The 24176-nt window shown below is 39.8% G+C and carries 20 protein-coding genes and 1 pseudogene; 14 read left to right on the top strand and 7 right to left on the bottom strand.

What is annotated here, in order from left to right:
* The first annotated feature begins 115 nt into the window (after window positions 1-115).
* Window positions 116-1441, top strand: a complete 1326-nt coding sequence (gene pssA / locus FFU37_RS07665; protein WP_002962483.1) for a CDP-diacylglycerol--serine O-phosphatidyltransferase — start codon at window positions 116-118, stop codon at window positions 1439-1441.
* Window positions 1442-1549: 108 nt separating this feature from the next.
* Here pssA and ald read toward each other — a convergent pair whose 3' ends face one another.
* A complete protein-coding gene (ald, locus tag FFU37_RS07660) occupies window positions 1550-2671 on the bottom strand; it encodes an alanine dehydrogenase (RefSeq protein ID WP_002962982.1) in 1122 nt (373 codons plus the stop codon).
* A gap of 142 nt (window positions 2672-2813) precedes the next feature.
* Between ald and lrp the strand changes: the two genes are divergently transcribed.
* From lrp to FFU37_RS07620, 7 genes are all read left to right on the top strand, one after another.
* Window positions 2814-3293, top strand: coding sequence for a leucine-responsive transcriptional regulator Lrp (gene lrp / locus FFU37_RS07655; protein ID WP_007582985.1), 480 nt, complete (start codon window positions 2814-2816; stop codon window positions 3291-3293).
* 173 nt (window positions 3294-3466) lie between these two features.
* Complete coding sequence (locus tag FFU37_RS07650; protein ID WP_024595504.1) at window positions 3467-5965, top strand: DNA translocase FtsK; 2499 nt, start codon at window positions 3467-3469, stop codon at window positions 5963-5965.
* On the top strand, window positions 5962-6588 hold the full coding sequence (gene lolA / locus FFU37_RS07645; protein WP_138489158.1) for an outer membrane lipoprotein periplasmic chaperone LolA: 627 nt from the start codon (window positions 5962-5964) through the stop codon (window positions 6586-6588). The genes FFU37_RS07650 and lolA overlap by 4 nt, the downstream gene beginning before the upstream one ends.
* On the top strand, window positions 6581-7924 hold the full coding sequence (locus tag FFU37_RS07640; protein ID WP_138489157.1) for a replication-associated recombination protein A: 1344 nt from the start codon (window positions 6581-6583) through the stop codon (window positions 7922-7924). The genes lolA and FFU37_RS07640 overlap by 8 nt, the downstream gene beginning before the upstream one ends.
* The gene (crcB, locus tag FFU37_RS07635) at window positions 7917-8297 is read left to right on the top strand and encodes a fluoride efflux transporter CrcB (protein ID WP_021032117.1); all 381 of its coding nucleotides are present in this window, start codon (window positions 7917-7919) and stop codon (window positions 8295-8297) included. Before FFU37_RS07640 ends, crcB begins: the two co-directional genes overlap by 8 nt.
* Before the next feature lie 9 nt (window positions 8298-8306).
* Window positions 8307-9611, top strand: coding sequence for a serine--tRNA ligase (gene serS, locus FFU37_RS07630; protein WP_008133608.1), 1305 nt, complete (start codon window positions 8307-8309; stop codon window positions 9609-9611).
* 662 nt (window positions 9612-10273) lie between these two features.
* Entirely contained in the window at window positions 10274-11275 is a 1002-nt protein-coding gene (locus FFU37_RS07620) for a DUF4062 domain-containing protein (protein WP_138489156.1), read from the top strand.
* A 52-nt stretch (window positions 11276-11327) separates the two neighbouring features.
* Here FFU37_RS07620 and FFU37_RS20395 read toward each other — a convergent pair.
* Window positions 11328-11471: pseudogene (locus tag FFU37_RS20395) on the bottom strand (IS110 family transposase); the annotation flags it as partial.
* Between the two features lie 97 nt (window positions 11472-11568).
* Here FFU37_RS20395 and FFU37_RS07610 point away from each other — a divergent pair.
* The 5 genes from FFU37_RS07610 to FFU37_RS07590 all read left to right on the top strand — a co-directional run bounded on the left by FFU37_RS07610 (window position 11569) and on the right by FFU37_RS07590 (window position 15606).
* Window positions 11569-12543, top strand: a complete 975-nt coding sequence (locus tag FFU37_RS07610) for a transposase (protein WP_138489155.1) — start codon at window positions 11569-11571, stop codon at window positions 12541-12543.
* 82 nt (window positions 12544-12625) lie between these two features.
* Complete coding sequence (locus tag FFU37_RS07605) at window positions 12626-13600, top strand: transposase (protein WP_138489154.1); 975 nt, start codon at window positions 12626-12628, stop codon at window positions 13598-13600.
* Between the two features lie 1058 nt (window positions 13601-14658).
* Window positions 14659-14877: a hypothetical protein gene (locus FFU37_RS20390; protein WP_239022719.1), complete on the top strand. Its 219-nt coding sequence runs from the start codon at window positions 14659-14661 to the stop codon at window positions 14875-14877.
* Window positions 14878-15011: 134 nt separating this feature from the next.
* Window positions 15012-15230, top strand: a complete 219-nt coding sequence (locus tag FFU37_RS07595) for a hypothetical protein (RefSeq protein ID WP_039489617.1) — start codon at window positions 15012-15014, stop codon at window positions 15228-15230.
* A 121-nt stretch (window positions 15231-15351) separates the two neighbouring features.
* Window positions 15352-15606, top strand: coding sequence for a hypothetical protein (locus FFU37_RS07590; protein ID WP_200218719.1), 255 nt, complete (start codon window positions 15352-15354; stop codon window positions 15604-15606).
* Between the two features lie 886 nt (window positions 15607-16492).
* On the opposite strand, the gene FFU37_RS07585 is transcribed toward FFU37_RS07590, so the two are convergent.
* Window positions 16493-17683, bottom strand: coding sequence for a PQQ-dependent sugar dehydrogenase (locus tag FFU37_RS07585; protein ID WP_138489152.1), 1191 nt, complete (start codon window positions 17681-17683; stop codon window positions 16493-16495).
* On the opposite strand from FFU37_RS07585, the gene FFU37_RS07580 reads away from it, so the two are divergent.
* Window positions 17668-18120 (top strand): hypothetical protein, encoded by a 453-nt coding sequence (locus FFU37_RS07580; protein WP_138489151.1) that lies wholly within the window; start codon window positions 17668-17670, stop codon window positions 18118-18120. The two genes, FFU37_RS07585 and FFU37_RS07580, sit on opposite strands and share 16 nt — an antisense overlap.
* Window positions 18121-18223: 103 nt before the next feature.
* On the opposite strand, the gene FFU37_RS07575 is transcribed toward FFU37_RS07580, so the two are convergent.
* The 4 genes from FFU37_RS07575 to FFU37_RS07560 all read right to left on the bottom strand — a co-directional run bounded on the left by FFU37_RS07575 (window position 18224) and on the right by FFU37_RS07560 (window position 24077).
* On the bottom strand, window positions 18224-19423 hold the full coding sequence (locus tag FFU37_RS07575; protein WP_002962995.1) for an Nramp family divalent metal transporter: 1200 nt from the start codon (window positions 19421-19423) through the stop codon (window positions 18224-18226).
* A gap of 293 nt (window positions 19424-19716) precedes the next feature.
* A complete protein-coding gene (locus FFU37_RS07570) occupies window positions 19717-20979 on the bottom strand; it encodes a valine--pyruvate transaminase (protein ID WP_138489150.1) in 1263 nt (420 codons plus the stop codon).
* A gap of 136 nt (window positions 20980-21115) precedes the next feature.
* Window positions 21116-21775 (bottom strand): glutathione S-transferase, encoded by a 660-nt coding sequence (locus FFU37_RS07565; RefSeq protein ID WP_002962992.1) that lies wholly within the window; start codon window positions 21773-21775, stop codon window positions 21116-21118.
* Between the two features lie 10 nt (window positions 21776-21785).
* The gene (locus FFU37_RS07560; RefSeq protein ID WP_138489149.1) at window positions 21786-24077 is read right to left on the bottom strand and encodes a peptidase U32 family protein; all 2292 of its coding nucleotides are present in this window, start codon (window positions 24075-24077) and stop codon (window positions 21786-21788) included.
* Between the last annotated feature and the right edge of the window lie 99 nt (window positions 24078-24176).

Raw genomic sequence — 24176 nt, 5'->3', positions numbered from 1 at the left:
AGACTAACAGGCAACAAAACAGCGTTAATTCATGACCCCTTTGATTTTTTTTGTTATGTTTTACCTAATTTTATTTGTCACTGATAGATTATGTGACCTAAGCGAATAGGCAACTATGTTATTTTGGCAGGAAAAACCCGCATTCGGGTTGACTTCAAAAGACGTTAACGTCTTAACCAATGCGCAAGATTACCGAACGCAATTGCTACGTTTGATAGCTAATGCAAAAAAACGAATTTATATCACAGCGCTTTATTTACAGGATGACGAAGCAGGCCGCGAGATTTTAGAAGCCCTGCATCGAGTATCATTAGAGAACCCTGCGCTTGATGTAAAAGTGCTGGTGGATTTTCATCGTGCGCAACGTGGTTTAATTGGTGCAGAGAAATCTGATGGTAACGCAAGTTTATACTGTGACGATTTAGAAAAGTTTAAATCGAACGTACAAGTTTATGGCGTACCTGTAAAAGCTAAAGAATTATTTGGCGTATTACATTTAAAGGGTTTTGTCATTGACGATACCTTACTTTACAGCGGCGCAAGCTTAAACAACGTGTATTTGCAGTATAACGAGCGTTACAGACTCGATCGTTACTTTTTAATAACGCAGAGCGAGCTGTGTGATTCAGTGGTTGATTTTATTGAGACAAAGCTAATTAGCTCCGTTGCTGTGCCACGCATAGACACACGACCGCTTAAGCGTTTACACGACTTCAAACTTGATCAAAAGCAATTAATGCGTGATTTAAAAGTCGCAAGTTACAACGCAGCAGAGCAACTAAATACGCAAGCATTAGGTATTCGTTTGTTTTTAGGGCTTGGTCGTCGTAATAACGAATTAAATCGTTTAATAAAAGCGTTATTTGATACCACAGAGCAAGAGCTTGTGTTGTATACACCATACTTTAATTTTCCGGCGCCACTTATGCGATCACTGCGCCGATTATTAAAGCAAGGCAAGCAAGTTACGATTGTGGTAGGGGATAAAACAGCCAATGACTTTTATTTACCGCCAAGCGAGCCTTTTAGTAAAATAGGGGCATTACCTTATTTATACGAAACTATTTTGCATAAGTTTGTAAAAACGCAAAAACGCCACATCGATAACGGTAATTTAAATGTGTATCTGTGGAAAGATGAAAGTAATTCGTTTCATTTAAAAGGTATTTGCTCAGATAGAACAAAACATTTACTGAGCGGGCATAACTTAAATCCGCGTGCATGGGGTCTTGATATCGAAAACGGTATTTTAATAGAGGATCCAGAGCAAACAATTATGGATGCTATTGATAACGAAAAGCAGGAAATTTTACAACACTGCCGCCGTTTAACAGGCCCAGATGATTTAGAAACAATGGATGATTACCCGCAGCCAGTTAAAAAACTACTTGGCCAAGCTAAGCGCGTAAAAGTAGATTTTATAATTAAGCGTTTCATATAAATTTACTTTAAATCAGACATAAAAAAAGCAGCTAATTAGCTGCTTTTTTTATGGGTTGTAGTTAAGTTACTGTATTATTTAATACCAACCTAACTACGAAACGCTAAATTATGCGTTTTCTACCGCTGTGCGTGGGTCAACATATTCCATGTTGAACGCTTCAGCTACTTCTTTGTAAGTTACTTGGCCTTTAATTACGTTTAAGCCTTTTAAGAAGTGAGCGTCATCTAGTAGCGCCTTTTTATAACCTTTGTTTGCAAGGTTAATAATGAAAGGCAATGTTGCATTGTTAAGTGCAAACGTAGATGTGCGTGGAACAGCACCTGGCATGTTAGCAACACAGTAGTGAACAACTTCATCAACAATGAAAGTTGGATCAGCATGCGTCGTTGCTTTAGAAGTAGCAATACAGCCACCTTGGTCGATTGCAACGTCAACAATTGCAGAACCAGGTTTCATTGCTTTAATGTGCTCAGCAGTTACTAGTTTAGGTGCAGCTGCACCAGGGATCAGTACACCACCGATTACTAAATCAGCTTCTAGTACGTGTTTTTCTAGTGCATCAGCAGTTGAGTAAATAGCTTTAACTTTATTACCAAATTGCGCGTCTAGAGCACGTAATACGTCGATGTTACGATCAAGAACGACAACTTCAGCACCAAGGCCAACAGCCATTTGAGCTGCGCTACGACCAACCATGCCGCCGCCAATTACAACAACTTTAGCAGCTTCAACGCCTGGTACGCCACCTAGTAGCATGCCACGACCGTGGTTAGATTTTTCTAGCGCTTGTGCGCCAGCTTGAATAGACATACGACCAGCAACTTCGCTCATAGGAGCAAGAAGCGGTAAACCACCGCGTGAGTCAGTTACAGTTTCGTATGCAATACAAATAGCTTTGCTTTTTACAAGGTCTTCAGTTTGTGGAAGATCAGGTGCAAGGTGTAAGTAAGTGAAAAGAATTTGGTCTTCACGTAGCATTGCACGTTCAACAGCTTGCGGCTCTTTTACTTTTACAATCATATCTGCTTTAGCGAAAACATCAGCAGCAGTTGCTAAAATTTCAGCACCCGCTTGTGTGTAATCTTCGTTAGTAAAACCAATGCCCATGCCTGCATCAGTTTCTACAATCACTTGGTGACCGTGGTTTACTAATTCACGAACACTTGCAGGAACCATACCTACACGGTATTCATGGTTTTTAATTTCTTTAGGAACACCAATAATCATATCATTTGCCTTATTAAGAACGGATTAACATTTTCCACTATTATATTCATCATAAGCCCGTGTGTCTCACCTTTTTTAAAGTCAAATCTAGTGTTATCATCTAGATAATAAAAATAAACAGCATAAAAAACTAGTTGGTACTATGCATCAATTATTAGATAGAATTGACCGTAAAATTTTAATGGAATTACAACACGATGGACGCTTGTCGAACGTAGAACTGGCCAGACGAGTTGGCCTAAGCGCCACGCCCTGCTTGGAGCGAGTAAAAAAGCTAGAACGAGAAGGTTACATACTTGGCTATAAAGCGGTGGTCGATCCCGCTAAGCTTGGGCAAGGTTTATCGGTGTATGTAGAAGTAACGATTACTAAAACATCTCCCGACGTATTTGATGAGTTTAGTGCTGCGGTTAAAAAGCACGAAGAAATTATCGAATGTCATTTAGTATCGGGTAATTTTGATTTTTTACTTAAAACGCGCGTAAATGATATGTCAGAATACCGTGGCGTATTAGGCGACATACTATTGAAACTGCCTAACGTAAGTGAAAGCCGAACTTATGTAGTAATGGAAGAAGTAAAAGGTGAAGAAGGCGTAATTATTCGCCCTTATATTACTTGAGGTTATTTATATTAACTGCGTCATTTGCTTATATAAGCTCAAATTATAAAAACTTGTTCATAATCAGGCCATCAAGGTTAAGATAAAGTGCAACAAATTGCATTTCCTGCTAAGGTATTTCACTGCTAAGTAAGTGTGAATAAAAATAGAATAATAAAGAGGAATAGGGAACTATGCGCCTAAACGGTGTGCAAAGACTATTAGAAACAGGGCTGATTATCAGTACCTTTACGGCAATATTTATTTTATGTGCCTTGATCAGCTTTGATCCAGCAGATGCTGCATGGTCGCAAACTAGTTTTAGCGAAGTAAGCAACATCACAGGAGCAGCCGGTGCATGGATAGCCGACATTTTATTACTCACCTTTGGTTGGTTGGCTTACTTAGTGCCTGCGGCCATTCAGCTATTTGGCTACTTGCTATTTAAACAACCTCACCGCATTTTACAGCTTGATTACACTACCTTAGCGCTGCGTGTTATTGGTTTTGCTTTATTTATTACCTCAGCTACCGCTATTAGTAGTATTAATTTCGACGATATTTATAACTTTTCATCGGGTGGAGTAGTGGGCGATGTTATTGCATCAGCCATGATGCCTGCGTTTAACTTTACCGGTACATCTATATTATTGCTGTGTTTCTTTTTCGCAGGGCTTACCTTATTGACGGGAGTATCGTGGGTTGATTTTGTAGATTACCTTGGCGATTTAATGGTTAGGCTTTATCGCTATGTTGTATCGTATGCAAAAGGCTGGATGCACCGAGAACATACTGCAGGTAAAGTAAATAATAACGATGAAGCAGACGCCCATTTTGAAGACGATATAAAAGAGCAAATAGAGCTGCCTACATCAGCTAAAAAAGCAGATAAACAAAAAGCAATAGATAAGCCTCAAACACCATTTAGTGAACCACAAATTAGTGATGACTTTATGCCGTTTGATGAACTTGACGATATACTCGATCAAGAAATTGGCTTTAGCGCAATAGATGACGAACCAATGGACACGGCTGCTGCATTAAATGCGCTTGATCAAAGCCCAGTTGTGGAGCCTGAAAAACCAGTTACAACGGTGGTATCGCCAGCAAGACCAATGCCTAAACCAAAAGCGCAATATCAACCACCACCAACGGCAAAAGAAAAATTTGAGCAATTATTAACGCAAGAGCCACCACCAGGGCCATTACCATCGCTCGATTTACTCGACAGACCGGATAAAGCTAAAAACCCAATTTCGCAAGAAGAGCTTGATAGCGTATCGCGCCTTGTAGAGACAAAACTTCTCGACTTTAACGTACAAGCAACCGTAGTAGCGGTATACCCAGGCCCGGTTGTTACGCGTTTTGAGCTAGATTTAGCGCCAGGTATTAAAGTGTCTAAAATTACAGGCTTAGCTAAAGATTTAGCCCGTTCGCTTTCGGCAATTAGTGTACGTGTTGTAGAAGTTATTCCAGGTAAAACCTATGTTGGTATTGAACTTCCAAATAAACACCGTGAAATAGTTCGTTTATCAGAAGTTATAAACGCCCCTAAATTTGAGCAAAACCCGTCGCCACTTACCATGGTGCTTGGTAAAGACATTGCTGGTCAGCCGGTATGTGCTGATTTAGGTAAAATGCCACATTTATTGGTAGCCGGTACAACTGGTTCAGGTAAATCAGTGGGCGTTAATGTCATGATAGTAAGCTTGCTTTACAAATCGGGTCCTGACGATGTACGTATGATTATGATTGACCCTAAAATGCTTGAGCTTTCAGTATACGAAGGCATTCCGCATTTATTGTGTGAAGTAGTTACCGATATGAAAGAAGCTGCTAACGCACTGCGTTGGTGTGTAGGCGAAATGGAACGTCGTTATAAATTAATGTCAGCATTGGGTGTGCGTAACTTAAAAGGTTACAACCAAAAAGTGCTTGAAGCCAATGAAGCGGGTTACCCAATTCTTGATCCATTATTTAAAGACACCGATGGCATGAAAGAAGGCCCCGACGAGCTAGGTAAATTACCAAGTATTGTTGTAGTAATAGACGAATTTGCCGACATGATGATGATTGTAGGTAAAAAAGTAGAAGAACTTATTGCACGTATAGCCCAAAAGGCACGTGCGGCAGGCATTCACTTAGTGCTTGCTACGCAGCGCCCATCGGTTGATGTAATTACCGGCTTAATTAAAGCTAATATCCCAACACGTATGGCGTTTCAGGTATCGAGCAAAATAGATTCACGGACAATACTTGACCAACAAGGTGCAGAAAACTTACTAGGCATGGGCGACATGCTTTATTTACCGCCAGGCACTAGCGTACCAGAGCGTGTGCATGGCGCGTTTGTAGACGACCATGAAGTACACGCCGTAGTAAACGATTGGAAAGCACGTGCTAAACCAAATTACATTGACGAAATACTCAATGGCGATGCCACTGAAGATATTTTATTACCGGGTGAAGCTAGCGAAAATGCAGATGAAGAATCTGATCCGTTATACGACGAAGCTGTGTCGTTTGTAATTGAAACCGGCAAAGTATCTGTATCGTCAGTGCAACGTAAATTACGTGTTGGCTACAACCGCGCAGCACGTTTAGTAGAACAAATGGAAACATCGGGTATCGTGAGTTCACCAGGTCATAACGGTGCTCGCGATGTATTAGTACCTAATGGAGCAAATTCATGAAAAAAGTTAACGCCTTATTATTAGTGTTAGGCAGCGTACTTGCCGCACCAAGCTTTGCTGACGACAGCCAAGCATTACAAGACAGACTTGCCACTTTAAAAAGCTTTAAAGCGCAGTTTGCACAACAAGTAACAGACAAAGAAGGCCAAGCAGTTATGCAAGGCGAGGGCACAATAGCGCTTCAACAGCCTATGATGATTCGCTGGCAGCAAACTAATCCAGACGATACGTTATTTGTATCAAACGGTGATAAAACATATTACTTCGACAGCTTTGCTGAGCAAGTAACAATTATGAAAACCAGCAGCCTAATCGATTCAACACCATTTGTGCTACTGACATCAAAAGACCCAGCACAGTGGGAAAAATACAGCGTACTTGCAACAAGTACAGGCTTTAGCGTAACGCCAAATAAAGGCGTAGAAAGCCAAGTAGAACAACTTGATATAGCATTTGCGGGTAACGAGCAAGGGCTTGCTAAACTAGTGGTTACCGACAACTCAGGGCAGCTATCGTCATTTACGTTTAACAATGCCCAAGTTAATACACCGCTTGATCAAAGCACTTTTGAATTTACGCCTCCTGAAGGTGTTGAAATAGACGATCAGAGTAACGGTGAGTAATTTAGGTTTTAATTTTGGGCCCGATGTACGCCCACTTGCTGCGCGTATGCGCCCTACAACACTTGATGAATACATTGGTCAGCAGCACTTATTAAGCGGTGATAAACCACTGCATCAAGCCATTGTCGCAGGGCGCTGCCATAGTTTAATTTTATGGGGTCCGCCTGGTGTGGGTAAAACAACACTTGCGCAAATAATTGCCAACCATGCTGATGCCTCACTTATTCAAATGTCGGCGGTAACTGCAGGCGTAAAAGATATACGCGACAGCGTAACGCAAGCGCGGGACAACCTAGAAAGCCGTGGCCAACGCACCCTTATGTTTGTTGACGAAGTTCATCGCTTTAATAAATCCCAACAAGATGCCTTTTTACCGCACATAGAAGACGGCACCTTTATATTTGTAGGTGCAACCACAGAAAACCCATCGTTTGCCCTTAACAACGCTATATTGTCGCGTGCACGCGTGTATGTTTTAAAATCGCTTGCCGATACCGACTTATACACCGTAATAGAACGCGCACTTAAACAAGACGAGCAGCTAAGCCAAAAACACATCACTATTGCCGACAACGCTAAAAAGGCACTGTGCCAAGCAAGTGGCGGCGATGCGCGTAAAGTACTTAATTTACTTGAACAAGCAGTTGACTTAACAACCGAGAAAAACGGTCAATACAACGTAGATGAGCACGTACTTAGCCAAGTGCTACCCACGCATTTAGCTAAATACGATAAAGGCGGCGATGAGTTTTACGATTTAATATCGGCCTTTCATAAATCAGTACGAGGTAGCTCCCCCGACGGTGCACTGTATTGGTATTGCCGAATTTTAGCCGGTGGCGGCGACCCTTTGTATGTAGCAAGGCGTTTACTTGCCATAGCTACAGAAGACATTGGTAACGCCGATCCGCGTGCGATGGAAGTGGCCTTAAATGCGTGGGATATATTTCAACGTGTTGGCCCAAGCGAGGGCGAGCGTGCAATTGCACAAGCCACTCTATATTTAGCCAGCGCACCTAAAAGTAATGCGGTGTATATGGCGTTTAATCAAGCAAAAGCAGATGCCAAAAACGAGCCAAGTTATCCCGTACCAGAGCATTTACGTAATGCGCCAACTAACTTAATGAAAGACCTAGGGTATGGCGCTGAGTACCGTTATGCGCACAATGAAGAAGGCGCATTTGCCGCAGGTGAAAAATACTTACCACCAGAGATGGACGGCAAAGAATATTACTTACCGAGCGAGCGCGGACTTGAGCAAAAAATTAAACAAAAACTCGATTACCTAAAAGAGCGCGATGCGCAAAGCCCACTTAGACGATACGAAAATGATTAAACTTTATATGATGATCGCCCTTGGCGGAGCCTCAGGTGCGTGTTTACGGTTTTTTATTAGCGAAAGCATGCTAAAACTCCTCGGTAGGGGATTCCCTTTTGGCACGTTGACGGTTAATATTCTGGGTTCATTGTTAATGGGCATTTTGTACGGTTTGATAGATAAAGAAATTATCACCGCAAGCCCCGCCAAAACCCTTATCGGTATTGGCTTTTTAGGTGCATTAACCACCTTTTCAACATTCTCAATGGACTCGTTGTTGTTATTACAACAAGGTCACTTTATTAAAATGGCCCTCAATATCATCTTAAACGTGATGGTGTGTATTTTTATGGCTTGGCTGGGCCTTCAGCTAGTAATGCAAAAAGGTTAAAAAACTAACATGTTAGATTCTAAATTTTTACGTCAAGACATCGAACAAACTGCAGCACGTTTAGCGGCGCGCGGTTACGAACTCGATGTAGCGACGGTAACGGCACTTGAAGAAAAACGCAAAACATTACAAGTAAAAACGCAAGAACTTCAAAGTCAACGTAATGCAAGCGCAAAAGCAATTGGTCAAGCCAAAGCAAAAGGCGAAGACGCACAGCCATTACTTGATGCAGTGGCTAACTTAGGTAGTGAGCTAGACGCAGCTAAAACAGAGCAAGATGAAGTATTAGCCGCGATTAACGACATTGCTTTAGCAATTCCAAACTTGCCAGATGAGTCTGTACCTGCGGGTAAAGACGAAGACGACAACGTTGAAATATTAACGTGGGGCACACCTAAAAAATTCGATTTTGAAGTTAAAGACCACGTAGATGTAGGCCAAGACCTAAACGGTTTAGACTTTGAAATGGGCGTTAAAATTAGTGGTGCACGCTTTACCGTAATGCGCGGCCAAGTTGCGCGTATGCACCGTGCACTAACGCAATTTATGCTAGATACACACGCTGATAAAAACGGCTATACAGAAATGTATGTACCGTACCTAGTAAATAGCGCAAGCCTTTATGGCACAAGCCAATTACCTAAATTTGCGGGCGATTTGTTCCACACATTAGGCCTTGTAAACGACGACGGCGAACAACAAGCCGGCTTTAGCTTAATTCCAACAGCTGAAGTACCGCTTACAAATAGCGCCCGCGACGAAATTTACGATGAAAGCGATTTACCAATTCGCTTAGTTGCCCACACTCCGTGTTTCAGAAGTGAAGCAGGCAGCTATGGTCGCGATACACGTGGCTTAATTCGTCAACACCAGTTTGATAAAGTTGAACTTGTACAACTTGTAAAACCAGAAGACTCAATGGCAACGCTTGAAGAGTTAACAGGTCACGCAGAGCAAATACTACAAGCACTTGAGCTTCCGTACCGTAAAGTAATTTTATGTATGGGCGACATGGGCTTTGGCTCAGCTAAAACATACGATTTAGAAGTATGGTTACCTGCGCAAGACACATACCGCGAAATTTCATCATGTTCAAACATGGCTGACTTTCAGGCGCGTAGAATGCAAGCACGTTTTCGTCGTGAAGGTGTTAAAAAGCCAGAGTTACTACATACACTAAATGGTTCTGGCTTAGCCGTTGGCCGTACACTAGTAGCCATCCTAGAAAACTACCAACAAGCCGATGGGTCAGTAGTAGTACCAGAAGTATTACGCCCATACATGGGTGGACTTGAAGTGATTGGTAAACAATAAAAATCAAGTTTAAGTTATGCAAGCTTTAAGCTTGTAAATCTTAAGACGAAAGCCGCTGTTTGTAATAAACAGCGGCTTTTTTGTTTTAGGTTAAGGTTGAAGATAAAAAGATTCAACTAGTATGTAGGACGTGTTTTGCGCGTTATAGTTCTTTAACAAAAATATGCACCTTTCTTTTTTATCAGTTTCTAGCGCTACATTTTACGAGTTTACTAAATGATTTAAACATAACTTCACTTGAGTATCTCCCATAGAGCCAGTACGTGTTGCATATTATTAAAGCAGATATAGGCAGTTAACCAAAAAAGATAAGCTTCAATAATGCTCTTTGTGTAGTTTGTAACAATAGTTATTGCTATACATATGGCCTTTAATCGTGGTTAGAAAGAGAAATTTCATAAATAATATTCAACTTTCAAATACACTGTGTGTGAACAGTGTTTTGTCCAATAACATTATTAAAAGTCGTTTTGGTGTATTTTAACAGCGAGCATTTTATAACATACGTAATTACTTGTTTACATTAGAGTTATTTAGTGGAATTATTGAGCCATGTAATATACGCCGTTTTGGGGTGTTATAAACCCCCAAAGTGGTGTTCAATAAGCTGTTAGGCGACATGGTCGCATTTATTACACTCAATCGGAATAAATAGGAAATTTATGGATAAGCGCTATCAAGTTTTTGTGAGTTCTACCTATGTTGATCTTCAAGAGGAAAGGCAAAGTGTTTTACAAACATTGATGGAGATGGATTGCATTCCTGCAGGAATGGAGTTGTTTCCTGCATCAGATGAAGAACAATGGGAATTTATTAAAAGAATTATTGATGACTGTGACTATTATCTGTTGATAATCGGTGGTCGTTACGGTTCAACTGCTGATGACGGACTTAGTTATACGGAAAAAGAATTTGATTATGCTGTAAGTAAAGGCATCAAAGTAATTGCTTTATTACACAAATCACCAGATGAATTACCAAGAGCGAAATCAGAAAATGATGAAAGCAATTATCAAAAGTTGCAAGATTTTCGCGATAAAGTAAGTGATGGACGATTAATTCGTTTTTGGAATAATCCTGCACAGTTGCCTGGTGAAGTTTCACTGAGCTTAAACAAAACTATGAAAATGTTTCCTGCTATAGGCTGGGTGAGAGCTGATTCAACAGCTTCTCCTGAGCTGTTGGCTGAAATAAATGAATTGAGGAAAGAAAATAATAAACTAAGCATGCAATTATCTGAAAGTAATTCTCCTTCAACTCTCATTCCTGAAGCTGAGATGGCAAATTTTGATAGTAAAATAATGCTTAAAGGTGACTACAGTATCTATGCTCAAAGCTTCAATCATGATACACGATATTCTAATTGGTCTAAGGAAACTACTTGGGAAGAGCTTTTTAGCACTATTTCACCATTCCTAGTTGATAGTCCATATGAAACATCTATTAGTGAGTTTATAGCTTCACAATATAGTGGTATAGATACGAATAATTATAATATTAGTAGCCTGTTGGTCGATACTCAGGTGTTATTTACTATTCGTATTCAGTTCCTAGCCTTAAATTTAATCTCCATTAACAATGACGATGCGGTATCGAAATGGGAGTTAACAGGACTGGGATCTCAAAAAATGTTAGAAACTAGAGTTGTTAGAATTAGTGAATAATAGTTGTCGGTAAATGTCGCCTAACAACACACCCTGAGGTGGACAGCAAGCGCTAAAGCTCACTTTCCACCGCAAACTTTAACAGCGGTGAACCTTTACTTTTCAATGCGGTTAAGTAAGTTGATTCATCGTAGGGCGTATGTGTTTTCCAGCACCTAAATAGAATTCGTATCCACTTAAATGCCAACGATCTGATGATGGCGAAGAATAATAGTGACACCCATCCTATTTTTTGCAGTTTAGTGAACTAAGTACCAGGCTTTTATCAGTGTAAAAAATAAGCAGGGTGTCTTATGGCAATTGCAAGAAAGCGCCAAGTAAGTTTGGTTGATACAAAGTACTACCATTGCATATCACGTTGCGTACGCCGTGCATTTTTATGTGGGGAAGACCACTTTACAGGTCAATCCTACGAGCATCGTAGAGGCTGGATTGAAGATAAACTGCTTGAGTTAGCCAAAGTGTTTTGTATTGATGTATGTGCTTATGCTGTTATGAGTAATCACACCCATTTAGTGCTGTATGTTGATGATAAAAAAGCGAATAGGCTAAATGATAAAGCGATTGTTATTCGCTGGCACAAGCTGTGTAAAGGCACTGTACTTACGCAAAAATACATACAGGGTGAAAAGCTAAGTAAAGCTGAACTTATCTTTTTTAATCAAACAGTAAAACAATACCGCGAGCGCCTATCAAGTATTAGCTGGTTTATGCGGTTGTTAAATGAAAACATTGCTCGCAGAGCAAATAAAGAAGATAACTGCACTGGCCGTTTTTGGGAGGGACGATTTACGTCTCAAGCATTATTAGATGAAGCAGCCCTTGCGGCCTGCATGGCGTATGTCGATTTAAACCCCATTAGAGCCAAAATGGCTAACACCCCAGAAGAGTCAGACCATACCAGCATCAAACAGCGTTTAACGTATGCAAAGGATGGCAAGCAACCAAAACAACTACTGCGCTTTGCAGGCATGCCACGTCAAATTATGCCAAAAGGGCTGCCGTTTGAGCTTAAATCGTACCTTGAACTTGTTGAGCTAACAGGGCGCTGTATACGAGAAGACAAACGTGGTTATATTGAAAGTACACACTTACCCTTACTCGAAAGAGTTAATATCTCCCCAGAAAACTGGTTAAAGCTCACCACACAATTTACGCGTTTATTTCATGGTGCAGTCGGCAGGCCAGCCTCACAAGAAGGTTATTGTGAAAACTTAAACCGAAAGCGGCGAGCGAATATCAGTAACTGCGAAAAGCTACAACGATAACAGTGACACCCATCCTATTTTTTGCAGTTTAGTGAACTAAGTACTAGGCTTTTATCAGTGTGAAAAATAAGCAGGGTGTCTTATGGCAATTGCAAGAAAGCGCCAAGTAAGTTTGGTTGATACAAAGTACTACCATTGCATATCACGTTGCGTACGCCGTGCATTTTTATGTGGGGAAGACCACTTTACAGGTCAATCCTACGAGCATCGTAGAGGATGGGTTGAAGATAAACAGCTTGAGTTAGCCAAAGTGTTTTGTATTGATGTATGTGCTTATGCTGTTATGAGTAATCACACCCATTTAGTGCTGTATGTTGATGATAAAAAAGCGAATAGGCTAAATGATAAAGCGATTGTTATTCGCTGGCACAAGCTGTGTAAAGGCACTGTACTTACGCAAAAATACATACAGGGAGAAGCCCTAAGTAAAGCTGAACTTATCTTTTTTAATCAAACAGTAAAACAATACCGCGAACGCCTATCAAGTATTAGCTGGTTTATGCGGTTGTTAAATGAAAACATTGCTCGCAGAGCAAATAAAGAAGATAACTGCACTGGCCGTTTTTGGGAGGGACGATTTACGTCTCAAGCATTATTAGATGAAGCAGCCCTTGCGGCCTGTATGGCGTATGTCGATTTAAACCCCATTAGAGCCAAAATGGCTAACACCCCAGAAGAGTCAGACCATACCAGCATCAAACAGCGTTTAACGTATGCAAAGGATGGCAAGCAACCAAAACAACTACTGCGCTTTGCAGGCATGCCTCGTCAAATTATGCCAAAAGGGCTGCCTTTTGAGCTTAAATCGTACCTTGAACTTGTTGAGCTAACAGGGCGCTGTATACGAGAATACAAAAGTGGTTATATTGAAAGTACACACTTACCCTTACTCGAAAGAGTTAATATCTCTCCAGAAAACTGGTTAAAACTCACCACACAATTTACGCGTGTATTTCATGGTGCAGTCGGCAGGCCAGCATCACAAGAAGGTTATTGTGAAAACTTAAAGCGAAAGCGGCGAGCGAATATCAGTAACTGCGAAAAGCTACTGGCATAAAACTTAAACTACTCAGTAATAAATCACAACTGCATTATGCAGTCATTTTCATGCGTGTAATTTAGGTTTAACAGTGATAATTGCTTACTTAATGTGTAACGCGCGAGTAAAGATATAAAAAGAGGTGAACTCTTAGCCCAAAAAAGTAAATTTAGTGGCGCGCTAGATTAGTTTACAATTGGAGTGGCTGTCTAGTTTAATGGCCGTACCAGAAGTATTACGCCCATACATGGGTGGACTTGAAGTGATTGGTAAACAATAAAAATCAAGTTTAAGTTAAGCAAGCTTTAAGCCTGTAAATCTTAATTAGAAAGCCGCTGTTTGTAATGAACAGCGGCTTTTTTGTTTTAGGTTAAAGGCAAAAACTTAGAGACAAATTTAAGTTATCTTATTAATAATATCGCTTACACCTATTTTTATAGCTCATTACTTTTTTTTCCGATATTACTGATCTCTACCATTTTGGGTTATTTCTACATCAAGGAAACTTAAATATCGGCTAACTAGTTGTTTACAAGTCCTTATTAGCTGGTTAAATTAGAACCTTTTGTAATATTTGGACATTTGTCGGTTTGTAAAGCGACAAATGTCGGATACAAAGTTGTTAGCTATACAAGGAACGTACATATCAAACTTCTAGCATTTTATTATTATTTTCTCCTGTTTTTGTAAATGCGGGTGAAATATATGAACAATTTCCTGATAACGTAGATCCAAACGGAAAATATGTTTTTTATTCCCATGGGAAAATAGTTGAGGGAGAAAACACTAATCCTGTCAGCCCCCGTTGGGGAGAATATGACTTCCCAGAAGTTAAAGATGCTATTTCAAGCAACAACTACAATCTCATTGCATATCACAGAATTCAAAATACTAACCCAAAAACGTTTGCTCTTAAACTAACAAACGACGTTAAAAAATTAATTACTCTTGGTGTTAAACCTCAAAACATTACACTTTTAGGTTTCTCTCGTGGCGGGGAGATTACTATTTTAGCTTCACGTCACATACAGAACCCAGATATCAATATTATTCTTTTAGCTAGTTGTGCTAATTTCATGAAGAATAATGAAAAATTTGAAGTTTACGGTAATATTTATTCTATTTATGAAACATCTGATATGGTTGGCTCTTGCCAATTTTTGATAAATCAAAGCCCTGGTGTAAATTCATTTAGTGAAATATCTATTAGTACAGGTAAAGAACATGGTGCATTCTTCACTCCTATTATAGAGTGGGTTCAACCCGTTAAAAATTGGCTTGGTGGCAATGTATAGCTAACAAGTAAATCAACAAGGACACGTAACAGTTGGCTACGTTTCGCTTCGCTACACAATTTTAGCCAACCATTACTTAGCCTGTTATTTGGGCGTTATGTGATTTGTGCTGAAAACAAAAAAGGAGTTTAATAATGAAATTATTTAGAATTAAAACTGCGAGTTATATTACTAAGAAGAATATCTCATCCACTTTTATGTTATTTATAGCCTCTGTAATTCCAGTTACTTTTGTAATTCAAAGAGAACTTTTTATTGGCTCAATGTTAATGATAATTGTAGTGGGTGTTTATTTGTCGCTATTAACTGGTAAAGGTTTGTTTAAGTCTAAAAACAAAAGCGCGGGGCGTTAAATAGTAATCACATAACAATCCAATTATTCCGAACTCAACTCGCTGCGCTCGTTTCGTCGGCATATTGGGGCGTTAGGCGCACAAAGCCGCATCATAGTTATCAGTCAATATAAGGAATGTTATGTCTGAGGAAATCCTAGATACAGTATCAAAACAAGCTCAAGATTATTACAAGAACACACCCGTAATTATATTAGGTAGCGGAGCTTCGGCTGCTTTTGGAATGTCCGGAATGTGGAAGTTAGCAGAGCACCTTATGGCGAATGTTGATGTGGTGGAATTACACGATAACGAACAAGCTTCTTGGCATAATTTTTGTGAAAAACTGAAAGCCAATATAGATTTAGAAACAGCATTACATGATGTTCCATTGTAGAAGTTAGAATGACACCCATCCTAATCATTACGAGAAAAGCCAACAAAAACAGTATGAAGAGTGCATTATTATAAATGCATGAATCATGCGAAAATCTGAACTATGTAGATAAAATGAAAGCAAAAATAGACTGCCCAATCGGATAACGACAGCTGTTTATTAAATAATGGTAAATGACTCGGCTGTATCGAACCGGCTTTCCTTTTGTAGTAGTAGAGTAATTTTGGCTACTAATTAAGAAAGAAATGTTATGCTAATAAGTATACAAATTTGGGTGGAAAATGACGAGATTAAAACGCGCAACGTGTTCAGCAAAAGGTAAATATGACTGCTCCCAGAGAAGAGTTATTGGGATTAATCTAATAGGGTTGTTCTTTGCTAGCATTTTGAGTTTGTTCTCTGAGAGTAATTCGATCTCATCGACAGGAGGTGCTTTTTTAATCTTTTTAGTTATGTCATTTTTCTTTCTATTTTGCTTAATCGGGGCATTATATACAGGGAAATTCATTGACAGATTTGGGATTGAATGCATCCAAGATAATTATTATTCCGTAACAATAGGACAGGTTATAGTCAGTCATTTATTCTATCTGACGTTGATTATGGGATTTAAAACCTTCATTTAGAATTGAATAGAGTCAGGTCTTTCTTTTTACGATTAGCTTTATTATTTGTTACTTCATGCAAATTAATTCGGTATCACCAATATATAGGAAAGAAACAAAGGGCAAATATTGACCTCAAATATCAAGTATTAAAGGATGTGGTAAGTTTGATTGTCCCTGTCAACTCATAGTTTTTGTCGGATGGCGTGCTTACTAAAAGCCGCTTTATTTAAACTGTTATGACTCTCTAAAACCGAAGCGCCTCTAACCCTATTTGTAAACTACTTTGGTTTTACCAACATTAGCTCTGCCTCTTTACCGTCTGTTAATACCGCGACGTTACCTTTATCAGTTACAAATACATCTCTTAATCTTCCTGAAGCCTCAGGAAAGACGTGAGACTGCGTAAATTCACCACTTACCAGATTAACGCTGTAGAGCTTTTTATCAACAAGAGTAGTGATGAGTACATGTTGTTGTAGTGAAGGGAAGGCGGTATGTTTAGAGCCGTAATACGCCATGCCTGATGGCGCTATTGATGGCGTCCAATTAACACTTGGTTTTTGCATGCCTTTATATTCGGTAAATGGTGAAATACGCGCTTGCGAGTAATCTTTGCCATAGGTGATTACCGGCCAGCCGTAATTAGTCCCAGCGGTTAAGTAGTTTAGCTCGTCACCGCCTGCAGGGCCGTGTTCGTTGCTAATAATTTGCTGCGTATCGTAATCATAAACTAAGCCTTGAGGGTTACGATGACCAAAGGAGTAAACAGCATGCGCATTTGGGTTTTTGTGATTAATAAATGGGTTGTCTGTTGGAATGGTGCCATCTAGGTTTATACGTAATATTTTACCAAGTTGGCTGGTGATAACTTGTGCTTGCTCTCTAAAGTCAAACCCATCGCCCGTTGAAACTAATAATGTATTGTCGGGTAGGATAAGGGCGCGTCCTGCGTAATGTTGCGGTGTGTTTTTATCAGTCGCTACTTTATAAATAACATTAGGCTTTGAAAAGTCAGTGCCATTAAACGTGGCTTTGGCAACAACCAGCCTATTTGCGCTTGCATCACCTTGGGCATAAGTAAAAATAATTTCTTTTGAGTCGTTATAATCTGGTGATAATACAATGTCGAGTAAACCACCTTGGCCTGCAACGTATAAACCTGTTAGGTTTAATTTTACTCTTGATTGCGCGTTGTTTTTAACTATAACTACATGACCATCACGCTCTGTAATTAACCATGTGCCGTTTGGTAGTTCAACCATGCTCCACGGAGACTGTAATTGCGTAGCCAGTGTTTTTGTACTGTACTGCTCCTTTGGGAGCGCAACATCTGCATTAACAGAAAACGCACAAAGCGAAAGCAGAGTAAAAAAAGAGATACATTGTTTACGGGGCAAGCCTTTGCTAGCATGGCTAGCATAAGAGAAAAGCTTTATTTTAAGTTGAGATAACCATGTCGTTTTTAACACGTATATTGCCTTCATTTTTAGTTTCTTGGTTACTTACATTCACACTAGCTAGCTTGTTTCATAGCCAATACGTTGTCAATCAATTAGTTAATGTAGGTGTAGTGGTGGGCTTTAGTGATCGTGCTAGTTTAACGCTTGATGATTGGTTAGGCCTATTACCTACCTACGGCGCTATTATTGCCCTAGCACTTGCCATCGCTTTTTTTGTTACCGCAAAGCTTAATAAAAAGGTTCAAAAATACAGTACTCAGCTATTTGTTATTGCTGGCATTTTGGCAATTACTATTGTGTTAATTGCCATTGAATCAATTATGAATATTCATATTATAGCGGGCGCAAGAGGCTGGGGTTTTTATGCTCAACTGCTTGCAGGCGCGGTAGGTGGTTTTGCGTTTTCGCAATTATTTAAAGCAACTAAAAACCAAAAAGCTTGTTAGATGTGTGAATATAAGTACGGCTTATACGTTATTTAGTGATTAATAAATAAAGGCCGCTGTTTATTGTAAACAGCGGCCTTTAAATATGGTTTTTAGAGTTAAATTAAAAAATTAAACTAATCAGTTTGTAGCTACTTAACCCAAAAATTAGGATCAAAACGGGCAGGGTTACCAGGTTTAACAGCAAAGAGTTAGTGTAGTTTCCCATAACCCCTTTTTGATTAACCAGCCATACAAGGTAGGTGCTAACAATAGGAAGTAACAACCCGTTAGCCGCTTGCGCGAATATAATTACCGCGACAGGGTCTAAACCGAGTGACGCCACCGCAGCACCAAACAATAAAATAACAATAGCAACGCCTTTAAAGCGCGTGTTACTCATATCGTTAGACCAGCCTAACATGCCACACACGGCGTAAGCACCGGCAAGCGGCGCTGTAATAGCACTTGTTAAACCTGCAGCAAATAAACCAATAGCAAAAAAGTAATGAGCGGCGTCGCCAAGCAATGGCTCTAGCTGCACGGCCATATTGGCCGCACTAATTTGCCCCGCATCGGTGCCATAAAATGCAACTGAAGCTGTAGATAAAATAGCTAAAGTGATCACACCGCCTAAAGTGATTGATAGGCCTGTATCAACATTTGTTTGTTTAATCACTTTTTGCATATCGCTGTTACTGTCGTGTCTAGCAGCGAGCACGCCGGAGTGTAAAAATAAGTTGTATGGCACAATGGTAGTGCCTACTAATGCCAATATTGTCGTAATAGAACCTTCAGGCATACTAGGAATAAAACCTGCAAATACATCACCCAGTGAAGGCGCTGCCATTACAAGTGTTGAGATAAACACTAAGCTCATTAAAATAACGAGTAAAATTAGCGCGTTTTCAACCACTTTATGTTTGCCGCTATACAGTAAAGCTGCACTAAAAAAAGCAATAAGTGGTGTCCATAGTTGAGGACTAACTTGAGGGAATATTTCAATTAATCCCATGCTAGCGCCACTTAAATTACCAGCTTCATAAGCTGCACTGCCCACACCAATGGCGCTGATGACTAAAAATATAGCTAAAGATTTGAATAAGGGCGTTTGAATATGTGCTCTGAGCGCTTGAGCTAAATCTTGCCCGGTAGCAACGCCAAGGCGCGCCGCCATAGATTGTAATAATATAGTGGCAACTACTGAAAACAGTAATGTCCATATAAGTGCAAAACCAAAGTTTGCACCTGCCACGCTGGCGGTAGTAATGGTCCCTGGTCCAATGAAGGCTGCAGTGACGAGTAGTCCTGGTCCTAATCGCATAATTGACCTTAATAGTGCTAATGCATGTTGCTATTTAAAGTTACATCTTACGTTTAAAATCAATAATTATACGCGATGCCTGTTGTGTTAAAGCTGTCACTTACAGTAAGTGCCTTGCAGCAGTATTCGCTCCTTGACGATTTCTTTTTTATAAGCATATGTTAAAAAAGGGCGCGTAGGATACCAACTTGTATATAAATTTAAAGGGGATACAGTGCGTTTGCATGAATTTTAAACGTATATATAAGCGAGTTAAATGACTGATGCCGATATTAATATCGGCATCAGTATATTTACTTTATTAGGTTTTTAATCGCTTCTAAGCCTTTTTTTAGGGTATCTGCATCGGTAGCATAGTTAATACGAATACACTCGTGCTTGTGCGCCCAATCATCGTCAATGCCGATAAAAAAGTTGTGACCAGGGATCACATACACGTCTTGCTCTTTGAGTTGTTGGTACAATACCTCGCTTGTTATTTTTGCATCTTTAAACCACAGCCACATAAAAAATGCACCTTCAACTTTGTGCAAATAAACAGGCAGTTCGGCAAATACTTCCTCAAACAACTCAATCGCGATTTGTGCTTTATTACGATAAAAAGGCAGTACAACGTTGCGGCACAGTGGCAGTAGTTCGTCGTCGTTAATTAAGCGTGTCACTAAGCTTGGGCCAATACTATTTGGCGATAACACCATGCTGCCATTTACGCGACCAATTGCTTTAATAATCTCATTATTGGCAACCACAATACCGCTGCGTAAACCCGGTAGGCCCAGTTTTGAAAGTGACATACATAAAATAATGTTTGAGTTCCACGTTAGGTTTGCATCGGTGTAAATACAGCCTGGAAACGGGTCGCCATATGCGTTATCAATAATGAGTGGAATACCATATTGCTTAGCGAGCAAATCAAGGTGTTTTACTTCATCATCAGTAATTACATTACCTGTTGGGTTAGTAGGGCGTGATACGCACAGCGCGCTTATGCTGCTGTCGTTTGCTAGTTTTTTTTCAACTGCTTTAAAATCAATGACGTATTTAAACTGTTTTGATGTGCTGCCTGTATTTAAAATTTCGATATCAGGCTTTATGGCAACAAACATATCAGCCGATAAACCTTGATCGGCATAACCTATGTACTCTGGCGCGAGGGGGAATAAAATCTTTTTGTGGCTGCCATCCGGCATTTCGCCTGCCAACATATTAAACAACACAAAAAAGTTAGCTTGGCTGCCATTGCCAAGTGCTACGTTATCGGCGCTAACATCCCATGCGTACTCTTTACTTAGCTGGCCAGCTAATGCTGCTCTAAACTCGTCGTTACCGGTTGGGCCATCGTAAAGGCCAAACACCTGCGATACTTTATTGCTGGCAACAAGTTTTTGTAATTCACTTAAAAAAACCTCATTTACTTGTGGTACTAATGCGGGGTTACCGCCACCCAGCATAACAATATTAGGATTGTTACTGTTTTTAGCCCCGCCTAAGTCTTCCATTAATTGGGTAATGCCGTTGGGTTGTGTAAATTTAGTGCCAAAGTTTGAGTAGTTCATAATGCATAGCGTTTGTTAGTAATGGGGAGGGCAGTATAGCGTAAATAAAGGGCTTAAATTCGATGATGAGAATAATTCAATGCTGAGATTTGTAGTTGGCTATGACAATGTAATTTCTTATAAAACAAAGGCTAAGTTAAGACTTTTTAACGCCGTATAAAAACTCTTCGCCGCAGTCCATATACAAATCAAATTTGGCCATGACTTTGGTGAACATGGGGGCGTGTAAAAACTCGTTTAACCATGCGCGTACATGCGTGTATTCACTTTGTAAGTACCAGTGTTTATCTACACGGGCAAACTGTCTAATAAATGGCAGCAGGGCATAATCGGCTAGACTTTTTTCATCGCCCATCAAGTATTTATGGGTGGTTAGTTTTGCTTCAAATTGCTTAATAAACTCTTCGCAGGCTTTTTGGTAATAAATTTGTGCCATGTCTTTTGTACGAGCATAAAATTTGTACTTTTCGAGTACGGGTTTAAATTGCGTATCGTTTAGCTTAATTAACTCAAGCATGCGCTCAAGTGCTAATGGGTCTTGAGTATGCAGTAAATTATGCGGATCGTTTTGCTTTAAAGCCCAAAGCATTATATCGAGGCTTTCATCTATAACTTGGTTATTAGGCAGTAATAAAACAGGCACAGTGCCTTTAGGCGATATTTGCAATAGATGCGGCGGTTTATTTTTAGTTTTTATAGCGCGTAGAAGTACTTGTTGCTCTGCCATTAAAATACCCATTCGTGCACGCATTGCGTATGGGCAGTGTTGTAATGAATATAATAATGGCAATGTCATGTTAGTTACCTTAGCTGTTTAGGCCTTCAACATACTGCTGACGGGTTTGTACTTTAACCAAGCTATTTAAGTGTTCAACCGCTTGTGTTTCCCCGTTAATTAAATCTTGAAAATGCGCAAGTAACACGGCTTTGTCTAGCTTTTCTTTATCGCCTGAACCAATGTCGGTTAAATCAATCATAAACTCGTCAAATTTGTCGGCAAAGTCACTCACAATATCCATGTTTAAAAATTGCTCATGGTTATAAATACTTGGGTAGCCGCCTTTTTGCTTATCAATAGCAAAGCTAATACCTTTAACATTGGTAACGGTAGTTTCTTTTTTACAGCTCAGCATACAGCTTGCGTCAATACGTGGTTTTTTACATCCTACTGTTTGCTGGAAAAAACACTGTCGGCTAGTCATCATTAGTATTGGATGATAAATGCTGTACATCATTTTAAAGTTGTTAGGACGTTTAATATTACGCATTTGTGGTTTGTTTATTTCGTTTGAAATAAACGCGCCTTTTGCGTTTAAATCTTCTTGTAGTGTTAGTAACGCATAAGAGTTTGTGGTGTTTAACAACGGGCCTGCAATCCAGTCAATACCCATTTGTACTGCTTTAAATGCAACGCCTGTGTTGTTACTAATAATAAGCTTAGGTTTTACAACCTCGAGCAAACGTACCGCTTCTTCAAAATCTTTACCAATTAACACCGCCGGAAACCACGGAATTAACTGTGGGTGCTCTAAAAATACATTAATGTATTTATCGTTATCGGTTCTAAAGCTCTCTGGTAATTTAAAGTAAACATCGCCACCTGTTAAATCACATAGATGAACGTCTTTTATGTCCGATATTAAAATAGAGAGTGTTGTTTTGTTATCGGCTTTAGGGTGGTTTACTAGTTTTGGCAGTTCAACAGGGGCGAGTACGTCTTTGCCTTCGTTTAATAAAAACGCGACTTGCTTCTTAATACGGGCAAGCTCTTTAAACGGAATGCTTAAGTTGTTGCCTAAGTTTGAGTAATCCATATTTTTAATTTCAAAATTGGCATTACTAAAGGTTTTAAAGCGTTTATCAATAGCTGCAATATCAACAACCGATTTATCGGCGGTTTGCATAGGCATTTGCGATTGAACTTCAAAGCGTAGAGGTTGAAGGGCGCTTTGCTCTGCTAGGGTGTTGTCGTGTTTATCGTTTATTGTCAGTGTTACTGTAAATGGCTGGTTTAATTGGCCGCTAAACTCAAAACGTAGTTCTCGCTTTGAAATATCTAAAAACTCAATCTTCTTTTTAACTAACGTATCAATGTCATTTTTTTCTGCGGCGAGTTCTTGTTGTGCATCGTAAATTTGCACAACCGAAATCGCGTTACTCTTTTCGTTAGCGTGATCAAAGCTATGGTCGCGCGGGTTGTCGGTAAACATGTTTTTTGTCATGTCACCTTGCAAAAACTTATTAGTGAAATTACGGTTAAATACTTTATATAAGCTTGAATCGTCTTCAATTAAATTACCTGTTTGTACAAAGGTATCTATTTGTTTGCGCCAGCTATCAATAACGGTATGAACGTAGTTAGCACCTTTAATGCGGCCTTCTACTTTTAACGAGTCAACACCCGCGGCTACCAACTCCGGTAAATCAAAATAGGCTGAATTATCTTTTAAGTTTAACGGATGTTTGTTACCCATGGCGGTTGGCTCGTATTCATCACGACATGCTTGTGAGCAACGACCACGGTTACCTGAGTTACCCACACTTACTGAGCTTGAATAACATTGCCCCGAAAACGCAATACACAATGCACCATGTACAAACACCTCGGTCAATACATCGCATTTGTGCGCTACATCGGTCAGTATTTTAATTTCAGTTAAGTTAAGCTCGCGCGATAAATTTACACGTGTAGCGCCAATGCGCGCTAAAAACTCAACCTGTGATTCGTTATGCGTAGTTAACTGCGTTGATGCGTGGATATGCAAAGTAGGAAAGTGCTTTTTAACTATATTGAATAACCCTAGGTCTTGCACAATAATGCCGTCGAGCGTGGTATTTACGAGTTGGTTAAGTAGCTTAAATAGCGCGCCCATTTCGTGCTCTAATATCACTACATTTAGCGTTAAAAATATTTCACAGCCGTATTCATGGGCTAGGCGAAGTGCGCCGTTAAGCTCATCAAACGAAAGATTAGACGCTCGGTTACGTGCATTAAAGGTATCTAATCCACAATAAACCGCATTAGCACCGGCTACAATGGCGGCTTTTACCGCGTTAACATCACCGCCTGGGGCTAATAGTTCAATCTTTCTACTCATTACAATGTCGCTTTGCTCATATTTAATTGCCGCGAATTTTATATGGTTAAGCACGTTAATGCTATTTATTGAGGGATATAATAAAGACTAATACCAATT

Origin of the sequence: Pseudoalteromonas distincta (genome assembly GCF_005877035.1) — a bacterium.
GTDB lineage: Bacteria > Pseudomonadota > Gammaproteobacteria > Enterobacterales > Alteromonadaceae > Pseudoalteromonas > Pseudoalteromonas distincta.
This window is presented reverse-complemented; position numbering and strand designations above follow the sequence as displayed.